The sequence below is a fragment of the Streptomyces sp. NPDC049813 genome, from assembly GCF_044465085.1.
In the GTDB taxonomy this organism is placed as follows: domain Bacteria; phylum Actinomycetota; class Actinomycetes; order Streptomycetales; family Streptomycetaceae; genus Streptomyces.
The window spans coordinates 36,959-57,740 of the sequence record NZ_JBITLI010000009.1 but is presented as its reverse complement, the minus strand read 5'-3'; the positions used below and the strand labels follow the sequence as shown (position 1 = coordinate 57,740).

20 protein-coding genes are annotated in these 20,782 nt (G+C 72.2%); 10 read left to right on the top strand and 10 right to left on the bottom strand.

Going from position 1 to position 20,782, the window contains the following annotated elements; all coding sequences use genetic code 11:
- Window positions 1-48: 48 nt before the first annotated feature.
- Window positions 49-1,086 (bottom strand): SGNH/GDSL hydrolase family protein, encoded by a 1,038-nt coding sequence (locus tag ACIBW6_RS19650; protein ID WP_399061180.1) that lies wholly within the window; start codon window positions 1,084-1,086, stop codon window positions 49-51.
- 140 nt (window positions 1,087-1,226) lie between these two features.
- Between ACIBW6_RS19650 and ACIBW6_RS19645 the strand changes: the two genes are divergently transcribed.
- Window positions 1,227-2,615 carry a cystathionine beta-synthase gene (locus tag ACIBW6_RS19645; protein WP_399061178.1) on the top strand — a complete coding sequence of 463 codons (1,389 nt, stop codon included), beginning with the start codon at window positions 1,227-1,229 and terminating at the stop codon, window positions 2,613-2,615.
- Window positions 2,616-2,683: 68 nt separating this feature from the next.
- Here the strand turns inward: ACIBW6_RS19645 and ACIBW6_RS19640 are convergent, their stop codons facing one another.
- On the bottom strand, window positions 2,684-4,477 hold the full coding sequence (locus ACIBW6_RS19640; protein ID WP_399061176.1) for a recombinase family protein: 1,794 nt from the start codon (window positions 4,475-4,477) through the stop codon (window positions 2,684-2,686).
- Window positions 4,478-4,610: 133 nt separating this feature from the next.
- Here ACIBW6_RS19640 and ACIBW6_RS19635 point away from each other — a divergent pair, with 133 nt between their 5' ends.
- Window positions 4,611-4,925 (top strand): hypothetical protein, encoded by a 315-nt coding sequence (locus ACIBW6_RS19635; RefSeq protein ID WP_399061174.1) that lies wholly within the window; start codon window positions 4,611-4,613, stop codon window positions 4,923-4,925.
- A 318-nt stretch (window positions 4,926-5,243) separates the two neighbouring features.
- Here the strand turns inward: ACIBW6_RS19635 and ACIBW6_RS19630 are convergent, their stop codons facing one another.
- Both ACIBW6_RS19630 and ACIBW6_RS19625 read right to left on the bottom strand, forming a co-directional pair.
- On the bottom strand, window positions 5,244-6,104 hold the full coding sequence (locus ACIBW6_RS19630; RefSeq protein ID WP_399061172.1) for a MurR/RpiR family transcriptional regulator: 861 nt from the start codon (window positions 6,102-6,104) through the stop codon (window positions 5,244-5,246).
- Window positions 6,105-6,257: 153 nt separating this feature from the next.
- Entirely contained in the window at window positions 6,258-7,874 is a 1,617-nt protein-coding gene (locus ACIBW6_RS19625) for an aromatic amino acid ammonia-lyase (protein WP_399061520.1), read from the bottom strand.
- 190 nt (window positions 7,875-8,064) lie between these two features.
- Here ACIBW6_RS19625 and ACIBW6_RS19620 point away from each other — a divergent pair, with 190 nt between their 5' ends.
- Genes ACIBW6_RS19620 through ACIBW6_RS19595 form a run of 6 tightly spaced genes read left to right on the top strand, consistent with a single transcriptional unit; the run spans window position 8,065 to window position 13,397 of the window.
- Window positions 8,065-9,180 carry an ABC transporter ATP-binding protein gene (locus tag ACIBW6_RS19620; RefSeq protein ID WP_399061170.1) on the top strand — a complete coding sequence of 372 codons (1,116 nt, stop codon included), beginning with the start codon at window positions 8,065-8,067 and terminating at the stop codon, window positions 9,178-9,180.
- Window positions 9,177-9,827, top strand: a complete 651-nt coding sequence (locus ACIBW6_RS19615; RefSeq protein ID WP_399061168.1) for an ABC transporter permease — start codon at window positions 9,177-9,179, stop codon at window positions 9,825-9,827. Before ACIBW6_RS19620 ends, ACIBW6_RS19615 begins: the two co-directional genes overlap by 4 nt.
- Before the next feature lie 5 nt (window positions 9,828-9,832).
- On the top strand, window positions 9,833-10,510 hold the full coding sequence (locus ACIBW6_RS19610) for an ABC transporter permease (RefSeq protein WP_399061166.1): 678 nt from the start codon (window positions 9,833-9,835) through the stop codon (window positions 10,508-10,510).
- A gap of 11 nt (window positions 10,511-10,521) precedes the next feature.
- Window positions 10,522-11,466, top strand: coding sequence for an ABC transporter substrate-binding protein (locus ACIBW6_RS19605; protein WP_399061164.1), 945 nt, complete (start codon window positions 10,522-10,524; stop codon window positions 11,464-11,466).
- Between the two features lie 11 nt (window positions 11,467-11,477).
- Complete coding sequence (locus ACIBW6_RS19600) at window positions 11,478-12,905, top strand: purine-cytosine permease family protein (protein ID WP_399061162.1); 1,428 nt, start codon at window positions 11,478-11,480, stop codon at window positions 12,903-12,905.
- A 57-nt stretch (window positions 12,906-12,962) separates the two neighbouring features.
- Complete coding sequence (locus ACIBW6_RS19595; protein ID WP_399061160.1) at window positions 12,963-13,397, top strand: hypothetical protein; 435 nt, start codon at window positions 12,963-12,965, stop codon at window positions 13,395-13,397.
- Window positions 13,398-13,411: 14 nt separating this feature from the next.
- Here the strand turns inward: ACIBW6_RS19595 and ACIBW6_RS19590 are convergent, their stop codons facing one another.
- Window positions 13,412-14,182: an SDR family oxidoreductase gene (locus ACIBW6_RS19590; protein ID WP_399061158.1), complete on the bottom strand. Its 771-nt coding sequence runs from the start codon at window positions 14,180-14,182 to the stop codon at window positions 13,412-13,414.
- Between the two features lie 102 nt (window positions 14,183-14,284).
- On the opposite strand from ACIBW6_RS19590, the gene ACIBW6_RS19585 reads away from it, so the two are divergent.
- Entirely contained in the window at window positions 14,285-15,130 is an 846-nt protein-coding gene (locus ACIBW6_RS19585; RefSeq protein ID WP_399061156.1) for a helix-turn-helix transcriptional regulator, read from the top strand.
- Window positions 15,131-15,185: 55 nt separating this feature from the next.
- On the opposite strand, the gene ACIBW6_RS19580 is transcribed toward ACIBW6_RS19585, so the two are convergent.
- From ACIBW6_RS19580 to ACIBW6_RS19560, 5 genes are all read right to left on the bottom strand, one after another.
- Window positions 15,186-15,560 carry a hypothetical protein gene (locus tag ACIBW6_RS19580; protein ID WP_399061154.1) on the bottom strand — a complete coding sequence of 125 codons (375 nt, stop codon included), beginning with the start codon at window positions 15,558-15,560 and terminating at the stop codon, window positions 15,186-15,188.
- A gap of 24 nt (window positions 15,561-15,584) precedes the next feature.
- Window positions 15,585-16,136, bottom strand: a complete 552-nt coding sequence (locus ACIBW6_RS19575) for a roadblock/LC7 domain-containing protein (protein WP_399061152.1) — start codon at window positions 16,134-16,136, stop codon at window positions 15,585-15,587.
- Window positions 16,137-16,201: 65 nt separating this feature from the next.
- Window positions 16,202-16,969 carry a transcriptional regulator gene (locus ACIBW6_RS19570; RefSeq protein ID WP_399061150.1) on the bottom strand — a complete coding sequence of 256 codons (768 nt, stop codon included), beginning with the start codon at window positions 16,967-16,969 and terminating at the stop codon, window positions 16,202-16,204.
- Window positions 16,966-17,379, bottom strand: coding sequence for a hypothetical protein (locus ACIBW6_RS19565; RefSeq protein WP_399061149.1), 414 nt, complete (start codon window positions 17,377-17,379; stop codon window positions 16,966-16,968). Before ACIBW6_RS19565 ends, ACIBW6_RS19570 begins: the two co-directional genes overlap by 4 nt.
- A gap of 179 nt (window positions 17,380-17,558) precedes the next feature.
- The gene (locus ACIBW6_RS19560; RefSeq protein ID WP_399061146.1) at window positions 17,559-18,935 is read right to left on the bottom strand and encodes a diaminopimelate decarboxylase; all 1,377 of its coding nucleotides are present in this window, start codon (window positions 18,933-18,935) and stop codon (window positions 17,559-17,561) included.
- Between the two features lie 122 nt (window positions 18,936-19,057).
- On the opposite strand from ACIBW6_RS19560, the gene hutU reads away from it, so the two are divergent.
- Window positions 19,058-20,716: a urocanate hydratase gene (hutU, locus tag ACIBW6_RS19555; protein ID WP_399061144.1), complete on the top strand. Its 1,659-nt coding sequence runs from the start codon at window positions 19,058-19,060 to the stop codon at window positions 20,714-20,716.
- Window positions 20,717-20,782: the final 66 nt, after the last annotated feature.

The following is a 20,782-nucleotide window of genomic DNA, read 5'->3' as shown; positions in this document are numbered from 1 at the left end:
TTTCCGCCGGAGCTGGATGGATCTGGTGCCGGGGGCTGTAACTGCCGGCTACGTCGGCTGGTGGGCGGTGGTCTCGTGGGTCGGGGACGGGTCCTGGGACGGGGTGCGGCGGCGCCGGCGGCGCTTCATCAGCGCCCACGGCCCCCGCGGCCCCGTCGGCATCGCCGCCGTCACCTCCGTACCGCCCTCCTCGACGGCCTTCGCCGCCGCACGCGCGACCGGCAGGAAACCCTCCGCACGCGACACGTCGGGCCGCTCCTCGTCCGGCCACACACCCAGCGCCGCGCACAACGTCGGCAGCACCGCCATCGCCGCCGTCTGATAGCCCTCGGCCGACGGGTGGTAGTTGTCCGGGCCGAACAGCTCCCGCGGGTTCGCCGAGAACTCCGGGCCGAGCAGGTCGCCCAGCGACACCGTCCGCCCGCCCTGCTCCACCGTGCCGATCGTCTGCGCCGCCGCCAGCTGCCGCGAGGCGCGCCGGGCCAGCCAGCGCAGCGGCTGCTGCACCGGCTCCACCGAGCCCAGGTCGGGACAGGTCCCCACCACGACCTCCGCGCCCGCCGTCCGCAGCCGCCGCACCGCCGCCGACAGGTGCCGCACGGACTTGGTGGCGGGGATGCGGTGCGTCACGTCGTTCGCGCCGATCATGATCACGCACACGTCCGGCCGCCACCCCGGATCCGCCAGGACCAGCGCCACCTGCCGGTCCAGGTCGTCCGACATGGCGCCCGGCAGCGCCACATTGCGGAACTGCACGGCCCGCTCGGCCACCGCCGCGAGCCCCGAGGCCAGCAGCGCCCCCGGCGTCTGCCGCGCCCGGTGCACCCCCTGCCCCGCCGCCGTGGAGTCACCCAGCATCGCGAACCGCACCGGCTCCGCGCCCGTGGCGCCGTACGCCCTGCCGTACAGGCCGTCGGCCGAGGGGAGGTGGACCGGCGCCGCGCCGTGGTTGCCCACCTGGCGCCGCGCGAACTGCACCTCCGCCACCACCACCCCGACCGCGGCCGCCCCGAGCAACCCGATCCCGCCGCCGCCGTACGCCGCGCCCGCGGCGATCCGCCGTGCCACCCTTGCCCTGCTCGACATGTTCCGCGGCCACCTCTTTCGCTTGAACGGCTCCCTGTGTCCTTGCCCCGTAAGCACCGTCGGTCAATCGCAACGGCAGATGAAGGGCCGGTGTGCGGCATACGCTGACCGCAACCCTTAGTAGGAGACCCGGAGACAACGTGCAGATCCACGACTCGATGATCAGTCTCGTCGGCAACACCCCGCTGGTGAGGCTCAACAAGGTGACCGAAGGGCTTCAGGCGACCGTCCTGGCCAAGGTCGAGTACTTCAACCCCGGCGGTTCCGTGAAGGACCGCATCGCGCTGCGCATGATCGAGGCCGCCGAGAAGAGCGGGGCGCTCGCGCCCGGCGGCACCATCGTGGAGCCCACCAGCGGCAACACGGGGGTCGGGCTCGCCATCGTGGCGCAGCAGAAGGGGTACAAGTGCATCTTCGTGTGCCCCGACAAGGTCTCCACGGACAAGATCAACGTGCTGCGCGCGTACGGCGCCGAGGTCGTCGTCTGCCCGACCGCGGTCGACCCCGAGCACCCGGACTCGTACTACAACGTCTCCGACCGGCTGGTCCGCGAGACGCCCGGCGCCTGGAAGCCCGACCAGTACAGCAACCCGGAGAACCCGCTCTCGCACTACCACTCCACCGGCCCCGAGCTGTGGGACCAGACGGACGGGCGCATCACGCACTTCGTCACCGGGGTCGGCACGGGCGGCACCATCTCCGGCACCGGCCGCTACCTCAAGGACGCCAGCGACGGCCGCGTCCGGGTCGTCGGCGCCGACCCCGAGGGCTCGGTCTACTCCGGCGGCTCGGGCCGCCCCTACCTCGTCGAGGGCGTCGGCGAGGACTTCTGGCCGACCGCCTACGACCGCGAGGTCGCCGACGAGATCGTCGCGGTCTCCGACAAGGACTCCTTCCAGATGACCCGCCGCCTCGCCAAGGAGGAGGGCCTCCTGGTCGGCGGCTCCTGCGGGATGGCCGTGGTGGCCGCGCTGCGGGTGGCGGAGCGGCTGGGCCCGGACGACATCGTGGTGGTGCTGTTGCCGGACAGCGGGCGCGGGTATCTCTCGAAGATCTTCAACGATGAGTGGCTGTCGTCCTACGGGTTCCTGGAGGAGCCGGGGCCGTCCGTCGGAGCCGTGCTTCGCGCCAAGGAAGGTGGAATGCCGTCGCTGCTGCATGTGCACCCGGACGAGACGGTGGGTCAGGCGGTGCGGGTGCTCCGTGAATACGGCGTGTCCCAGCTTCCCGTCGTGAAGTCTCCCGGTGACTCCAACGCGGCCCACGCCGACATCAAGGCCGCGGAGCTGGTCGGCTCCGTCTCGGAACGAGAACTGCTGACCGCTGTGATCGCGGGAGCGGCAGCGGTGGACGAGCCCATCGAGAAGCACATGTCCGCGCCTCTTCCGACGGTCGGCGCGGGTGAACCACTGTTGCGGCTGAACGGTGCCCTGGCTGTCTCCGCGGCTGCTGTCGTCATGGACGGTGGTCAGCCTGTGGGCGTGCTGACTGCTCAGGATCTCCTGGGTTACGCCAGCACGCACTCGTAGCCAAGGCACTGCACGCCGTCCGGTCACGCTCCGCGGTGAAGTCTGCCCGCGGAGCGTGTTCCGATGGACTATGGAAGTTCGTGTCTGCGCCAGGGGTAGATCTCGGTCGTGTCCACCCGGGCATCGACGGCGCGGGCTCTGTCGGGCCAGCGAGCTCGCCACTCGGCAAGCAGAGCCGCCTCGTCCGCCCCGGTGGGGACGACCAGCACGCGGTCCGTGTCCCATCGGCTGCCCTGCCGAACGAAAATCTTGGCGACGACTTGGACGAGCAAGGGGCGCAGTTGCGGCAGGTCCACCTCCCCCCATCGTCGAGTGAGGTCTGTGAAGATCTCTGGTGAAGGCTGCGTCGAGTCCGCGAGCTGCCGGTGCAGGTGTCGAATGCCTTCGTCGATGATCCCGGCGCGTGCTTCGCGTGCCGCCTTGCGCCGGAGGTAATCCGCTTTGTCCAGACCACCATCGGGATCCTCGTAGAGGTCGAGAAGGCGCACGAGTGCTTGCTGCTCCTTCGCAAGTTCCGCTGACAACCGTTGGAGGAGGCGGACCTGGCCTTCGGACTGCTCTTCACCGATCGGGTGCGTGGCGGCGGCCGGCGCGGCTGCCCCCCGGGTCGTGAGCCAGCCGTGCACCGTGCTCTCCAGAGTGTGTATGGCGACTGACGTGCCAGGGCACACTCCGCGGAAGCGCAGTGCGCTTCCACACCGCATGTGGGTGTACTTGCCCCCACCCCGGAGATGATCCACTCCCGCGCGGCAGCGTTGTCCGCAGTGAGCGCAGAAGACGAGCCCGGTAAGCAGGTACTTCCTGCTCGCAGAGGCCCCAGCGGCGTCGTGCCGCTCTTTTCGCCACGGGACGTATCGGTTCCAGAAGAAGTCCTGGGACACGATCGGCTCGTGGCTTCCCTGCAACCAGGTGTCGTACGCCCAGGGCGCGCTGTTGCCGCTGAGCGAACGGCCTTCCCGCCGGGCCTCGATGCGTTGGTGTTCGGAGTGATAGCGGCACAGACCGGCAGCGAACCCGGAATCCAGGATGGACAGCCACCCGGTGCCGGTGATCTTCCGTCCGAATGTCGAGCGGATGCCTCGCTCCTGCATCTCCTTGGCGAGTCCGTCCAGGGGCGCGCCGGAAACTACCCGTTCGTACACCTCACGGTAGGCGGATGCGACGGCCGGATCGGGGACGAGTACCCCGTCGGCGCATTGCTCGCAGCGCTCTTGACGAGGGCAGACACGGCAGTGCCTGCCAGGGCTCTTGGCCGCACAGGGTCCGCACTGGCCGCGGGGCGGACATACCAGGCAGGTGCGGTAGCCGAAGACCACTCGGCCGGAATGAGGAAGGCCTGCTCGCTTCCGCTGGTCCTGGGCGTCCCGCCAGTTCTTGGAGAACTGCTTGTGGCGGAGTTCCGCCAGGAGCAATAACTGATCGCGGTTGTACTCGCCCCAGTCCGTCGAGGCGTCGATGTCCTCGGCGGCCGCACGAGCGATGCCGCCCGCCTCGTTCTCCAACTCCCGCAGTCGAGCCTTGGATTCGAGGAAGTCCCGGCCGAAGCGATCCCAGGTGTGGAGCACGACACCGTCGGCATGGCCGTGCCGGATCTGGTCGATCATCCAGTCGATCTTGCGGTGCGCGAAATCCGCGCCGCTGAGGTCGAGATCGGAGATGACCTGAACGACCGTACCGTGCTCCTCGTCGACGAGTCTGCGGCAGGCGAACTCTTGGATGGCGGGCGAGACCATGGTCTCGCGGGCCGTGGATACGCGGACGTAGATGAACCAGCGCAGCCCACGGGGCGTGTGTCCTGAGCGACCGGCCTTCGGGCCGCCGTCATCGTTCGAGCACGAGCCTGCGTCGATAGCATTGGCCATGGCTGTTCCTCCCGATGGAGCAGGTGGACTGCCGCTCGGCCCTTGCCTGTGTGTGCGGGACAGGTCGGTCGTCCAAGAGGGAATCGTAGGCAAGAAGTTGGCAAACTGCCAACTAGTTGGAGGTGATGAGCCCATGCCGGACGCATCGACGGATCGTGGTGTCGGGGTCGAGATCCCGGCTCTGGTGACCTTCACCAGCGGGGCCGCATTGCTCGTCCAGCTCGGCATCGTGCCCTCTATGACCCGCGAAGGGGTGCGCAAGATCGCCAATACCGCCCCGGACTGGCCTTTCGGACCGGATCGTGCGCACCCCTATCGGAAGATCGCCAACGCCCAGGCCATGGACGCGGACCCATTCCTGGAGTTCTTCCGGACCAGGCACGTGCGCGGACGCGGACCGGACCGGCAGCCGCGAAAGTCCGCTCGGCAGCCTGGTGTCGCGGAGTAGGCCCTGACCTCTGGGTGCGGGGCCACCGGCGCGGCTTCGCCAGCAGGTTCGCGTAAACGGTACGGGCACGTCACATGCGCGCAGCACCGGCTTAACACGGGCCCGGCACAGTGGTGGATGTCGTCAGGGGCGGGAGCGGCTCCCCGGTCCGGGCGGCAGTGAGCGGCGTCAGGGAACTTCCGGAGCGGCTCCCGGATCTCCATGGACGCCCTGGGCGTGGCAGTCGGCTCGGCCGGTGTCGCGCCCCCGCGGGGACCGCCGTCGTCCCGCCCCCCGTCACAGGGGGTGCGGCGGTCCCCGCGTAATCGTGCGTGGGGCTCATTCCACGAACAGGCCGCGCTCCGCCGCGCGTACGTCGAACTCCTCCAGGCGGGCCTGGGCCTGCGGGAGGCCGTCGCACATGGCCTCCAGGAGGACGCGGCCGAGCAGCATCGGCGCGCAGGCCGTGTCGAAGGCGAGTCCGGTGCCGACGGCCGCGGGCAGGAGCAGGTCCGAGTCCTTGGCGACGGGCGCGAACGCGGAGTCGGCCACCGAGACCACCGTGAGGCCGGCCGACTTGGCGTAGGCGAGGGCGTCGACGACCTCGCGGGGGTGGCGGGGCAGGGCGAAGCAGAGCAGGGTCGTGGCGCCGGCGCGGACGGCCGCGTCGATCCGGTCGGCGAGCATCGTGCCGCCCTCGTCGAGGAGGCGGACATCGGGGTGGACCTTGGCCGCGAAGTAGGAGAAGCCGTAGGCCTGGGAGGCCGCCGCGCGCAGCCCGAGGACGAGGAGGGGCTGGGAGGCGGCGAGGAGGCGGCCCGCGCGTTCGACCGGTTCGGGGTCGGCGAGGAGGTCGGCGAGGTGGCGCAGGTTGGCGATCTCGGCCTCGACGGCCTGCTGGTACTCGTTGGCCTGGGTGGTGGCGGCCGGTGCGGTGGGGGTGACTTCGCGCAGGTGGCGGCGGAGCGCCGGGTAGCCGTCGAAGCCGAGGGCGACGGCGAACCGGGTGACGGAGGGCTGGCTGACGCCGGCGAGTTCGGCGAGCTCGACGGAGGAGAGGAACGGCACGTCGGCCGCGCGCCGGACCATGCAGTGGGCGATGCGCCGCTGGGTGGGGGTGAGGCGGTGGTTCTCGAAGAGGTGCTGGAGGCGGGCGGCGGGGCTGTGGCCCGCGGCGCCGTTCGTCGTGTGCTCGCTCATGTCTCCCCGTCCGTGCCCGGCCGTTCATTCATCGCGTCATGACTGTGCATGATTTTATTCAGGCCGGGGGCGGGGGCGCCAGGGGTTCCGCGGTGGCGTCACCGTGCCCGTACCTCCGGTGGCGCGCGGTCGAGGTGGCGCGCGGGGCCGGTCTCACTCGGTGAAGTGGTCCAGCAGGGCGGCCGCCCGGGCCACGTCCTGGGTGAGGGGGCGGTCCGTCAGGGCCGGTTCCAGGGCCGCGTCGGCCAGGGCGAAGGCGCGGCCGACGGGCAGGGAGGGGTCGGGGCGGTGGTCGCGCAGGCGCAGGGCCCGGACCGCGGCGACCAGTTCGCAGCCGACGACCTGACGGTAGGCCGCGCACAGGCGCAGGGTCTGGCGGGCCGCCAGGGAGGCGAAGCTGGCCTGTTCCTCGACGCCGCGGGAGAGGACGGCGTGGCCGAGGGAGGCGGGGGCCGCGAAGGCGCGCAGGTCGCCGAGGGCGGCGCCGGCCGCGTACTCCAGGATCATCACGCCGGACGCGCCCGGTTCGCCGTCGGCGAGGAAGGGGCGCAGGCGGGTGTAGGCCGGTTCGTTGAGGGTGGACAGGCGGGACGTCGAGAGGCGGGCGACCTGGGTGACCGAGAGCCGGAAGTGGTCGAGGGCCAGGGCGAGTTGGGCCATGTAGAAGCCGCCGTGGTGGTACGCGGTCATGTCCTCGGGCGAGATCAGCGGGTTCTCCGCGGCCGCGTTGATCTCGACGGTGAGGACCGCTTCGAGGGCGTCCGCCGCGTCCTGGGCCGGGCCGTGGATCTGGGGCACGCAGCGGAAGCCGTACGGGTCCTGGATGCGGCCGAGCGGCGGGGTGGGCCGGTCGGGGGCGCCGAGGTGGGCGCGCATCTGTGCGGCCACGTCGTAGGAGCCCTTGTGGTGGCGGGCCTCGTGGACCGGGAGCGCGTAGGCCTCGTAGGAGCCGTCGACGGCCAGCAGGCTGAGGGCGGCGACGAGTTGGGTGGCGGTCAGCAGCGAGCGCAGTTCGTGCAGGGCCAGGGCGGACTGGCCGAGGGTGAGGGCGTTGCTGGAGATCAGGGCCAGCGCGTCGTTGTTGTCGAGCGGCTGGGCGTCCGGCGCGGTGCCCTTGCCGCGCCAGGGGTGTTCGCCGGCGAGGGCCAGGCCCATCTGGGCGAGGGCGGCGATGTCGCCGGTGCCGACCGAGCCGTGTTCGTTGACCGCCGGGTGCGCGCCGTTCTCCAGGGCCTCGCACAGGGCGGTGACGACGGTGGGGCGCAGGCCCGCGCCGCCCGCGAGGATCTGGTTGGCGCGGACCGTGAGCATCGCGCGGACCTCGCGTTCGGGCAGTTCGTCGCCGATCGCCCCCGCGTGGCTGCGCAGCAGGCGCAGGCCGTGGTCGGCGGCGGCGTCGGTGGGCACGTCCTCGCTGCGGTTGGCGCCGACGCCGGTGGAGCGGCCGTAGACGCGGCCCCAGGCGGCGATCTCGCGGGCCGCGTTCCAGGACTCCTCGACGCGTTTCATGGCCTCGGTGCCGGGGACGGGCCGGGCGCTCGCGTCGGCGAGGCGGACGACGTCGGTGACCGGGAGGCCGTGGCCGTCGAGGACGACGACGGGGGGCGGTGTCGGGGCGGGTCCCGTCGGTATCGGCGTCGGGGCCGAGGGCGGGGCCGGGGCCGTCGTCGCCGGATCTGCCGGTCCGGGTCGGGTCGGGTCCGCCGGTCCGGGCCGGGTCGGGTCCGCCGGTTCGGGTCGGTCCGGGTCCGCCGGGGTCGGGCCCACCATCTTGGACGTCACGCGCCATTCCTCCTCGAACCGTGCTGAATCGCCCCTGACAGGGCGGCCGCGTCTCACATTTCGGGCAGCCCGAGGGGATTTACCGGTGATTTACGCGGGGCCATTGACAAGTTATTCACGCACCAAGAACTCTGCATGACGATATGCAGACCGGGCAAGAGGACTCCAGAGGCGCTCCATGATCCAGTTCGAAGCGGTCCACAAGCGGTTCCCGAACGGCACGACGGCGGTGCACGACCTCACCCTCTCCATGCCCGAAGGGGGCGTGACCGTCTTCGTCGGCTCCTCCGGCTGCGGCAAGACGACGAGCCTGCGCATGATCAACCGGATGGTCGACCCGACCTCGGGCACCATCCGGGTCGGCGGGCGCGACGTTCTCGACCAGGACGCCGCCGAGCTGCGGCGGTCCATCGGCTACGTCATCCAGCAGGCCGGCCTCTTCCCGCACCGCACCGTCCTCGACAATGTCGCCACCGTGCCGCTGCTGCTCGGCTGGGGCCGCAAGAAGGCCCGGGCCGCGGCCGGTGACCTCCTGGAGCGGGTCGGGCTCGCGGCCGAGATGGGCAAGCGCTACCCGCACCAGCTCTCCGGCGGCCAGCAGCAGCGGGTCGGGGTGGCGCGGGCGCTCGCCGCGGACCCGCCGGTGCTGCTCATGGACGAGCCGTTCGGGGCGGTGGACCCCGTGGTGCGCAGCCAGCTCCAGGACGAACTGCTGCGTCTGCAGAAGGAACTGAACAAGACCATCGTCTTCGTCACACACGACATCGACGAGGCGGTGCGGCTCGGGGACCGGATAGCCGTGTTCCGCGAGGGCGGGCACCTGGTGCAGTGCGCGGCGCCCGCGGAGCTGCTGGCCCGGCCCGTCGACCGGTTCGTGGCGGACTTCCTCGGGGCCGAGCGGGGGCTGAAGCTGCTGTCGCTGAGCGCGCTGGCCGACGTGCCGCAGTCGCCCGTGCCGGACGGTGGCCCCTGGGAGCTGGTGCTGGATGCGGCCCGCAAGCCTCTGCACTGGCGGGACCGGGACAGCGGGGCCCAGGCGCCTGCCCGGCCCCTGCGTGACTCGGACTCGCTGCTCTCCGCGCTGAACGAGTCCGTCGCGTCGCCCGTCGGCCTCGTGGTCCGGGTCGACGCGGACGGGACGCTCACCGGGGTCTCTTCCCGGGACGACATCCACGAGCGGTCCGGTGCCGCGCACGCGGACGCCCTCAGGGGCGCGGGGAACGGCGCGACCGGCCACGACGAGCCCGCGGACGCGGACGCGACCTCGGCGGGGCAGACGGGAAGCGCCGTATGACCATCGACTGGGAATGGATCGGGTCGCACGGGTCCGACCTCACCACCCTCACCCTCTCCCACCTCCAGGCCGCCCTCACCGCCGTCCTGCTCGGGCTGCTGATATCCCTGCCGCTCGCCGTGCTCGCGCACCGCGTGCGGGCCCTGCGCGGGTTCCTGCTCGGGATGTCGAACGTCCTGTTCACGATCCCGTCCATCGCCGTCTTCGTGCTGCTGCTGCCGGTCTCCGGGCTCACCCGGACCACCACCGTCATCGGCCTGACGATCTACACCCTCGTGGTCCTGCTGCGGAACACCGTCGAGGGCCTCGACTCCGTGCCGCAGAAGACGAAGGAAGCCGCGAAGGCCATGGGGACGCGGCCGCTGCGCACCCTGCTCACCGTCGAACTGCCGCTGGCGCTCCCGGTGATCATGGCGGGCGTGCGGATCGCGACCGTCATGTCCATCTCGCTCGTCTCCGTGGCCACCTACATCGGTGACGGCGGCCTCGGGCAGCTGTTCACCGACGGGTTCCAGCGCAACTTCCCGACGCCGGTGATCGTGGGCGTCGTCCTGACGCTGCTGCTCGCGCTGGTCGCCGACGCGCTGCTCGTCGCCGTACAGCGGCTGCTCACGCCCTGGACCCGCACCCGGACCCGGAAGGCCTGACCGCCATGTACGAACTCTTCAAGAACCTGGGCTCCTGGCTGGTCAGCGGCGAGCAGTGGACCGGGCCCGACGGCATCGGGCACCGGCTCGCCGAGCACCTCCAGTACTCGCTGATCGCCACGCTCGTCGCCGCCGCGATCGCCCTGCCCGTCGGCCTGCTCATCGGGCACACCGGCCGCGGCGCGTTCGTCGCCATCAACCTGTCGTCCTTCGGGCGGGCGCTGCCCACCGTGGGCCTGGTGGTCCTGGTCTTCCTCGCCAGCGGGCTGTCGATGTGGCCCGTCTACATCGCCCTCGTCGCGCTCGCCGTGCCGTCCATCGTGACCAACACCTACGCGGGGATGACCGCCGTCGACCCGGAGGTGCGGGACGCCGCGCGCGGCCAGGGCATGCGCGCCCACCAGGTCCTCTTCCAGGTCGAGCTGCCGCTCGCGCTGCCGCTGATCATGACGGGGCTGCGGCTCGCGCTGATCCAGGTCGTCGCGACCGCCACCATCGCCGCGTACGTCTCCTTCGGCGGGCTCGGCCGCTACGTCTTCGACGGGCTCGCCCAGCGGGACCTCGTGCAGGTGCTCGGCGGGGCCGTCCTCGTCGCGGTGGTCGCCGTCGTCCTCGACCTGGCCCTCTCCGGGCTCCAGCGTCTCCTCTTCCGTCACCGTCCCGCCGCGCTCAAGTCCGCCTAGGAGCACCCAAGATGACCCACCTCAACCGACGCGCCGTCCTCGGCGGCCTGGTCGCCGCGGCCTCCGTCCCCGCGCTCGCCGCCTGCTCCAGCGGCATCACCTCCCTCGACGGGGGCGGCTCGGGCGGCTCCGGCGGCGGCTCCAGCAAGGGCGGCGTCACCATCGGCACCGCCAACTTCACCGAGAACCAGGTCCTCGGGTACCTGTACGCCGCCGCGCTCGAAGCCGCCGGCGTCAAGACGAGCGTGCGCCCCAACCTCGGCACCCGCGAGATCCTCATCCCCGCGCTCAAGGGCGGCGACATCGACCTGCTCCCCGAGTACCAGGGCGCCCTGCTGCACTACCTCGACACCAAGGCCGACGCCACCGAGGAGGGCGAGATGCAGAACGCCCTCGCGATGGCCCTCCCGGCCGGGCTGCAGATCCTCCCCTACGGGATGGCGGAGGACTCGGACGCCTTCGTCGTGACCCGCGAGACCGCCGCGAAGTACCGGCTCAAGTCGCTCGCGGATCTGGCGCAGCACAACGGCAAGCTCACCATCGGCGCCGCGCCGGAGGTCAAGAAGCGGCAGGTGGGGGCCGTCGGCCTGAAGGACGTGTACGGCGTCGAGTTCAAGGAGTTCAAGTCCCTGGACTCCTCCGGACCGCTGGTCAAGGGCGCCCTGAAGAAGGGCGACGTCGACGTGGCGAACCTGTTCACCACCGACACCGACATCGCCGCCAACCACTGGGTCGTGCTCACCGACCCCAAGAACCTGGTCCCCGGTCAGCACGTCGTCCCGCTGATCGCCGACCGCAAGGCCGACTCCACCGTCCGCAAGGCGCTGGCCCGGCTCGGCAACGTACTCACCACCGAGCAGCTGACCGAGCTGAACCGGCTCGTCGACAAGGACAAGAAAGACCCCGAGGACGTCGCGAACGACTACGCGCGCGCCCACGGGCTGAGCAAGAAGTAAGAGGTCAACGCATGGCAGCGGTAGTGGAGAAGCACTCCATCGACGTCGTCCCGGACAGCGAGCGGCACGGGCGCGCCTTCAACCAGTTCACGCTCTGGGTCGGCGCGAACCTGCACATCACCGCCGTCGTCACCGGCGCGCTCGCCGTGGTCTTCGGCGGTGACGTCCTCTGGTCGCTGATCGGGCTGGTGCTCGGCAACCTGCTCGGCGGCGCCGTGATGGCGCTGCACTCGGCGCAGGGCCCCCGGCTCGGGCTGCCGCAGATGATCCAGTCCCGGGCGCAGTTCGGGGTCAAGGGCGCCGTGGTGCCGCTGCTCCTCGTGATCCTCATGTACGTCGGCTTCTTCGCCAGCGGCAGCGTGCTGGCCGGGCAGGCGACCGCGCAGCTGGTGCACACGGACGACTCGACCGGGATCATCCTCTTCGCGCTGGTGACGGCCGTCCTCGCGGTCGTCGGCTACCGCGTCATCCATGTCCTGGGCCGGGTCGCCAGTGTCATCTGCGCGCTCGCCTTCGTCTACCTCGGCATCCGGCTCCTGGACCGGGTCGACCTCGGTGACCTGCTGGGCGACGCGCACTTCTCGCTGCCCATGTTCCTGCTCGCCGTCTCGCTCTCCGCGTCCTGGCAGCTGGCGTTCGGGCCCTACGTCGCCGACTACTCGCGCTACCTGCCGCGCGACACCAGCGCCAAGGCCACGTTCTGGTGGACGCTGTCCGGTTCGGCGCTCGGCTCGCAGTGGTCCATGACGTTCGGCGTGCTTGTCGCGGCCAGCGCAGGGGAGGCGTTCCTCGACGACCAGGTCGGCTACGTCGTCTCGCTGGGCGGCGCGGGCGCCGTGGCCTCCGTCTTCTACTTCGTCATCGCGCTCGGCAAGCTCACCGTCAACGTCCTGAACACCTACGGCGGCTTCATGGCGATGGTGACGGGCGTCAGCGGCTTCCGCGGCCAGCGCGTCCTGTCGCAGCGCGGGCGGACCCTGTACATCGCGGTCATCATGGTCGCGGGCACGGCCGTCGCCCTCGCCGGCAAGGACAGCTTCCTGTCGTCGTTCAAGGACTTCCTGCTGTTCCTGCTGACGTTCTTCACGCCGTGGAGCGCCATCAACCTGGTCGACTACTACCTGATCTCGCGCGAGCGCTACGACATCCCGGCCCTCGCCGACCCCAACGGCCGCTACGGCGCCTGGCGCTGGAAGGCGCTCGTCGTCTACGCGGTCGGGCTCGTCTCCCAGTTCCCGTTCCTGGCCACCTCCTTCTACACCGGGCCGCTCGTCGGCCCGCTCGGTGGCGCGGACGTGTCCTGGATCGTCGGGCTCCTCGTCCCGGCCGCCCTGTACTGGCTGCTGGCCCGGAACGACACCGCGCACGTGCCGCGCGAGACGATCCTGCACGCGCCGCCGGCCGAGCCGGCCGCCGCCCGCCAGGGGGTGGCCCCCTGACAAGAGGGGGGTTAACCCCACTGACCCGCGGGCCGCGGCTCCGTACCGTGATGCGGTATGGAAGCCCGCGAACAGGCACGTGACGCCGAACTCAAGAAGGAACTCGACGCCACCCTGCACGCCCGCAGGGAACTCGGCGAAGAGTACGAGACCGCGCTCGTCGACTCTTTCCTCGACAAGGTCGAGCAGCGCCTCGACTCCAGCGTGGACCGGCGGGTGCGCCGGCAGCTCGCCGAGCAGCAGATGGTCGTCGCGCGCGACGCGCGCGCGGGCCGCTCCCCGGGCGAGGGCTGGGGCGAGCGCTTCGGCTTCGCCGTCGTCACCCTCGTCCTCGCCATCCCGCTCTCCGCGATCGCCGTGGTCAACGCGCACCTGCCCGGCCTGCTGATCGCCTGGGGCGGCATCGTCGGCGTCAACGCGCTGCACACCGGCGCCTGGGGCTCGCGGTTCGGCAGGCGCCGCGAGCAGCGCGACTCCGACTGGCAGGAGTAGCCCGCCCCGGGCCGTCACGCCTGCCGGGTGGGCAGCAGGACGGCCTGGCGCAGGTTCACGTGGCGGGGCCGGCTCGTCGTGTACGCGATGAGGTCCGCGACGTCCTCGGACGCGAGCCCGGTGAGCGCCTCGAACATGCCGTCCAGCTGGCCGGAGAGCTCCGCGTTGTCGACGTGGGAGGCGAGCTCGGAGTCGGTGAGCCCCGGCTCGATGTTGGTGACGCGGACGTCGCGCGGGCCCAGCTCGGTGCGGAGCGACTGCGACAGGTACGTCAGGGCCGCCTTCGTCGCGCCGTACACCGCGTAGTTCGGGAACGGGACGTGCGCGCCGATGGACGAGATGTTCACCAGGTCGGCGGTGCCGCCCGCGGCGGCCGTCGCGATCAGGTCGCCGGTGAAGGCGCGGATGACGCGCAGGACCCCGGTGACGTTCGTGTCGAGCATCCGCTGCCACTCGTCGGCGCGGCCGTCCGTGACCGGGTTGGGCAGCATCACGCCCGCCGCGTTCACGACGAGGTCGACGCGGCCGTAGGCGGTGCGCACGCGCTCGGCGGCGGCGTCGACGGAGTCCTGGTCGGTGAGGTCGGTGGGCACGGCGAGGGCCTGCCCGCCGTCGGCGGTGATCTTCGCGGCCAGGTCGGTGAGGCGGTCCGCGCGCCGGGCGAGCAGGGCGACCCGGACGCCCTGCGCGGCGAGCAGCCGGGCGGTGGCCTCGCCCATGCCGCTGGCGGCTCCGGTGACGAGGGCGGTGCGGCCGGAGAGGGAGTCGTACGTGGTGTGCGTCATGGCAGTAGCGTGCGCCGGCCCGCGCCGCGTACCCAGGGCAGAGCTTTTCCTGGGTCTGCCGGTACCAGGATCGGGCGGTGGCCCGGTGTCTAGGATCGGGCCATGAACGAGCCTGGTGACATAGGGGACTTCCTGCGGTCGCGGCGCGCCCGCATCCGGCCCGGTGACGTCGGGCTGCCCGGCCACGGCCGCCGCCGCGTGCCGGGGCTGCGGCGCGAGGAGGTGGCCCAGCTCGCCGGGGTCAGCGTCGACTACTACATCCGCCTGGAGCAGGGCCGGGGCAGCTCCGTCTCGGACGCCGTGCTCGACGCGGTCGCGCGGGTGCTGCGCCTGGACGAGACCGAGCGGACGTACCTGCGCGCGGTCGCCCGCCCCGCGCCGGGCGGCCGCCGCGCGCAGGACGGCCGGGCGCCCGCGCCGCAGGTGCGGGCGGGGCTGCGGCTGCTCCTCGACACGATCGACCGGGCCCCGGCCTTCGTGCTCGGCCGCCGCATGGACGTCCTGGCGTGGAACGCGCTCGGCGACGCGCTGCTCGGCTTCTCCGCGCTGGCCCCCGAGGAGCGCAACATGCCGCGCCAGGTCTTCCTCGCCCCGGCGGCGCGCGAGCTGTACCCGCAGTGGCCCGCGGTCGCCGCCGAGACGGTGGCCTACCTGCGGCTCGACGCGGGCGCCCACCCCCGCGACCCCCGACTCGCCTCGCTGATCGGCGAGTTGTCGCTGGCCAGCGAGGACTTCCGGCGGCTGTGGGCGGACCACCAGGTGCGCGCGAAGACGTACGGCACCAAGCGCATGCGGCACCCGGTCGCGGGCGACCTCGTACTGCCCTACGAGACGCTGTCGGTGGCGGGCGACAGCGACCAGGCGCTGGTGGTGTACACGCCCGAACCCGGCTCGGTCACCGAGGAACGGCTGCGGCTGCTGGGCAGCTGGGCCGCGGCGCCGCGCTGAGCCGGGCCGGCCGGCCCCCGCACGCACGTACACGCGCGAGGGCCGGCCGCCCCGCTCAGACGTCGAGTTCGGCCTCGATCTGGCGCAGCTGGTGGCGGGCCATCGCCAGGTTGGCGCGCGCGGAGTCCAGGACCAGGTACAGGAACAGCCCGTTGCCGCCGCGGCCCTTCAGCAGCCGGATCAGGTGGTACTGGGTGCCGAGCGTGATGAGGATGTCCTCGATCTCGTCCTTCAGGCCGAGGTGTTCCATGGTGCGCAGCTTGGCGCGGACCACGTCGGTGTTGCCCGCGGCGGCGACCTCCAGGTCGAAGCTCTTGGAGCCGCCGATGGTGCCGAGGGCCATGCCGCTGTTGTAGTCGACGAGCGCCGCGGCGCTCGCGCCCTCGATGGAGGCGACGGCGTCCTTGAGGGCGGTCTCGGTGTTGGCCATGGTGGTGGGTCCTTTCCTGCGGCCCTAACGGGCCGTCCGGGGTTGCAATCTGGGCTCGGGAAGCTCGGTCTTGGGGGTGCGGACGGGCAGCCCGCTGTCGGTGGCGGCGGGCGGCGGGGCGGGCACGGCGGGCGGGGCCGTGGGGCGGGCCGGCGCCGTGCGGGCCCGGGACCGGCCACGGCCGCGGGGCGCCGCTTCCAGGGCGGCGGCCGCCTCGACGAGTTCGCCGATCCGGCTGCCGGAGCGGCGGCCCTCCAGGTGCAGCCGCCCCACGTTGATCCGGTCCTCGGCGAGCAGGGTGAGCACGGCGCTGTCCCCGGCCGCGTACGTGGCGACATAGCCGTCGGTGCCGCGCACCAGCAGCTCACGGAAGCCGCCCTGCCCGGTGGCGTCCGACAGGCGCTGGGCCACGCCGAGCGCGGCGGCGGTCAGGGCGGCCACGCCCTCGGGCTCGACGCCGGGTGCGTCCCGGGCGAGCACGAGTCCGTCGACGCTGGCCGCGAGCGCCCCGGTGACCTGGGGGACCCGGACTCTCAGCCTCTGCAGTTCGCCGAGGACTTCGGCCTCGTCGGCCATCGGCGGTCTCCTTCCGGAAGGGTCGGACGATGCGGAGCCGGGCCGTCCGGTGCGTCGCAGGCGCTTCACAGGGCCTCCAGTGCGGCGCGCAGCCGGCGCAGCAGCGCCACGTCGGGGTCCTCGACGGCGGCGTGCGCCAGCCACTGCGGGACCGGCGGCGAGGTGGCGGGCTCCGGGGGAGCGGTGGTCACCAGGCCGCCCGCGGCCAGGCGGCGCAGGTCGACCAGGGTGTGGAAGGCGGGCCTGCCCAGGGTGAGCGCGATCTGCGAGGCGGTGCGCGCGCCGTCGACCAGGTCCAGGACGCGGCGTCTGCGGGCCGGCAGGGGCAGTTCGCGGTCGGTGGCCCGGGTCAGCGGCGCGGTGTCGGTGTCCGGCTCGGGCCAGATCCGCTGGAGCAGTTCGCGGCGGCGCCGGGTCTCGCGTTCGACGGCCGCGACCGGCACCGGGCGCACCGCGCCGAACCAGTGCGAGACCCCGTACCGGAAGCGGGTCGGGCCGCTGCTGGGGGCGAGGGTGAAGTACGCGGCGTCGAAGAGCGCGCCCAGGTGGCAGAGTTCGAGCGCGCCGTCCGAGAGGCGGCCCTGCTCGACCAGATAGCGGCCGACGCACTGGCGGGCTCCCGCCCGGTCCACCGCCTCCCACCAGCGGTCGGCCTGGATCGCGCCGCCGGCCGTGAGCAGCACGTCCATGCCGGGGGTGGCGGGCGACTCGGCGTGCACGACGCATCCGTCGGCCAGGTAGAGGGTGCCGTGTTCGCGGATCAGCGCCCCGGTGGCCCGTTCGTCGGCGAGCCGGCCGAGCATCGGCGAGGCGCTCGCGGGCGCGGCGCTCATCCCAGCACCAGCCGGTCGGATATGTCGGCCAGGCGCAGCCGGGCCAGCGCGAGGTTGCCCTCGTCCCGGTCGAGCCACAGGTGCAGGAAGACGCTGCTGTCGAAGCTGGTGCGGACGAAGCGCAGCAGGTGGTAGCCGTCGCGGTTGGTGACGATGACGTCCTCGACGGGCGGCGCCTTGTCGGCGGCGGACCCCGGCGACCAGTCGCTGCCCTCGGCCGGGGCGAAGGCCCGGTGCTCGGCGGCGAGCCGGGCCAGTTCGGCGGCCTCCGCGGCGGTGGCCTCGTGGTCCCCGTTGGGCGAGTCCCCGACGGTGCCCAGGGCGAGTCCGCTGGTCCAGTCGACGACGGAGGCGCCGCGCGCCCCCGGCAGGCGCATCGCCTCGAGCAGGCACTCGTCGATTCCGGGCACGCCTGAAACTCCCCACTCGATCGTCACACCGTGCAAAGCTGGGCTTGCGTGACGAAGAAGCTACGCACCGTGCGGCGACCTGGTGAGCGTTCTGGCATTTTCCGGTGGAACATGCGGAAGAGGTCTAAAATCCGTCGGCCTCGCTCGCAGCGGGAGCGTTCGCGGACGGGTCGCCGGCGTCAGAGATCGAGCAGCGCGCTCCGCCGGTCGCCGCCCGACTCCGCGACGATCTCCTCGACGGTCTGCGGCGCCCGCACGGTCGCGAACCGCACCCCACCGTCCGCGTCGCCACCGGCCGTGAAGCCGTACACCCCGGGCCGGATCAGCGAGTTGTACGAGTAGTGCTGCGCGAAGTAGTACGCGCCGGTGTCGAGGGCGGCCGCGTAGTCACCGGCCGCGAGCGGCGGCAGGCTGTGGTTCTCGGCGAGCAGGTCGCCGGAGAAGCAGGCGGGGCCCGCCACGTCCTGGGCGACGGCCGGGCCGGACTTGGGCCGCCCCTGGGCGTCGTAGGCGGCGATCCGCAGCGGCCAGGACGCGGGCGCGTACACGGTCCGCGTCGCGACCTGGACGCCCGCGTGGGTCACGGCGATCGGGCGGCCGCCGCTCTCCTTCGCGTACTCGACGAGGCCGAGCAGGGTGCCGTGCTTGGCGAGCAGCGAGCGTCCGAACTCGGTGACGATGCCGTAGCGACCGTCGAACAGGCCGGGCACCACCTCGGCGAGGACCTTCGCGTACCTGGCGTACGTCGGTGTCTGCTCGTCCGAGTCGAAGTTGACGCTGAGCCCGCCGCCGATGTCGAGGGTGTCGATCTGCCGGCGGCCCGCCGCCTCGTTGATCTCCTCGGCGAGTTCGTACGCGGCCCGTACGCCCTGGGCGAGCAGGTCGAGGGGGACGCCCTGTGACCCGGAGTGCGTGTGCAGCCGGGTCAGCCACGGCCGGTCCAGGAAGGCGCGCACGAGCCACTGCCGCGACCCCGCGTCGCGCAGCGCCACCCCGAACTTGGACGTCGGCGTCGCGGTCGCCGTGGCGCCGATCGACCCGGAGCCCACCTGGGTGTTCACGCGCACGCCGAGCGGCGAGCGGGTCGGCGCGGAGGCGACCAGGGCGTCCAGGCGGGCCAGCTCCTGCGGGTTGTCGGCGTTGACCGCGATGCCCAGGGCCAGGGCCTCGCGCAGTTCGGCGCCGGTCTTGGCGGGGGAGTCCAGGACGGTCCTGGCCGGCGGCACCCCGGCCGCGCGGGCCAGGGCCAGCTCGCCGGGGCTCGCCACCTCGGCCCCGATGCCGGCCTCGTGCAGCAGGCGCAGGAGCGGCACGAGCGGCGTCGCCTTGACCGCGAAGGCGTGCAGCACCTCGGTGCCGGGCGCGGTGACCGCGTCGAAGGCGGCGTGCAGCGCGGCGGCGGACGCGCGGATGCCGGTGACGTCGAGCAGCCCGGCGACGGGCGCCGCGGGACCGACGAGTCCCTGCTCGACCGCGGCGCGTACGGCCTGGTCACGGCGGGTCGAGAGGGCGCGGAGGACGGTGGTCGGACCGGTGGGAACGTCGCTGGAAGCCATGTGGTCCAGACAACCATCCGGAGTGCGCCGCTGGGAATGTATTGACTAGTTCTATTCAGATGACCAGGATGTGAATAACCGCATCACGATGACGCACCCAGGAACCACCCAGGAGGCCGCCGATGTCAGGACCACGCCCCGTACGAGCCCCGCGCGGCACCGAGCTGACCACGCTCGGCTGGCAGCAGGAAGGCGCCCTGCGGATGCTCATGAACAACCTCGACGCCGAGGTCGCGGAGCACCCCGACAAGCTGGTCGTCTACGGGGGCACCGGCAAGGCGGCCCGGTCCTGGGAGGCGTTCGACGCGATCGTGCGCACGCTGAAGACGCTGGCGGCGGACGAGACGCTCCTCGTCCAGTCCGGCAAGCCGGTCGGCGTCCTGCGCACCAGCGAGTGGGCGCCGCGCGTGCTCCTCGCCAACTCCAACCTGGTCGGCGACTGGGCCAACTGGGAGGAGTTCCGCAAGCTGGAGGCCGAGGGCCTGACCATGTACGGCCAGATGACGGCCGGTTCGTGGATCTACATCGGCTCCCAGGGCATCGTCCAGGGCACGTACGAGACCTTCGGCGCGGTGGCGCGGAAGAAGTTCGGCGGCACTCTCGCCGGGACCATCACCCTCACCGCGGGCGTCGGCGGCATGGGCGGCGCCCAGCCGCTCGCCGTCACCATGAACGAGGGCGTCGCGATCTGCGTCGACGTCGACGAGACCCGCATCGACCGCCGCATCGGCACCCGCTACCTCGACGTCAAGGCCGACAGCCTCGACCACGCCCTGGAACTCGCCGTCCAGGCCCGCGACGAGCGCCGCGGCCTGTCCATCGGCGTGGTCGGCAACGCCGCCGAGGTCTTCCCCGAACTGCTGCGCCGCGACGCCCCGATCGACATCGTCACCGACCAGACCTCGGCCCACGACCCGCTCGCCTACCTGCCCGTCGGCATCTCCGTCGAGGACTGGGACAAGGAGCGCGAGGCCGACCCGGCCGGCTTCACCGACAAGGCCCGGCACTCGATGCGCCTGCACGTCGAGGCGATGATCGGCTTCCTCGACAAGGGCGCCGAGGTCTTCGACTACGGCAACTCCATCCGCGACGAGGCCCGCAAGGCCGGCTGCGAGCGCGCCTTCGACTTCCCCGGCTTCGTCCCGGCGCACATCCGCCCGCTCTTCGAGGAGGGCCTCGGCCCGTTCCGCTGGGCCGCCCTGTCCGGCGACCCGGAGGACATCGCCAAGACCGACAAGGCGATCAAGGAGCTGTTCCCGGAGAACAAGCACCTGCACCGCTGGCTCGACATGGCCGCCGAGCGCATCTCCTTCGAGGGGCTGCCCGCGCGCATCTGCTGGCTCGGCTACGGCGAACGCCACCTGGCGGGCCTGAAGTTCAACGAGATGGTGGCGTCCGGCGAACTCTCCGCGCCCGTCGTCATCGGCCGCGACCACCTCGACTCGGGCTCGGTGGCCTCCCCGTACCGCGAGACGGAGGCCATGAAGGACGGCTCCGACGCGATCGCCGACTGGCCGCTGCTGAACGCGCTGGTCAACACGGCTTCCGGCGCGTCCTGGGTCTCCCTGCACCACGGCGGCGGCGTCGGCATGGGCCGCTCCATCCACGCCGGTCAGGTCTGCGTCGCCGACGGCACGGAGCTGGCCGCCCAGAAGATCGAGCGCGTGCTCACCAACGACCCGGCGATGGGTGTGATCCGGCACGTGGACGCGGGTTACGACCACGCGGCCGAGGTCGCGGCGGAGCGCGGGGTGCGGGTCCCGATGCGGGAGGGCGAGTGACTGATCAAGTCCCTCCGGCGATCGAGGAGCGGGGTCCGGGGCAGAGCCCCGTGACCTCGGCCCCAG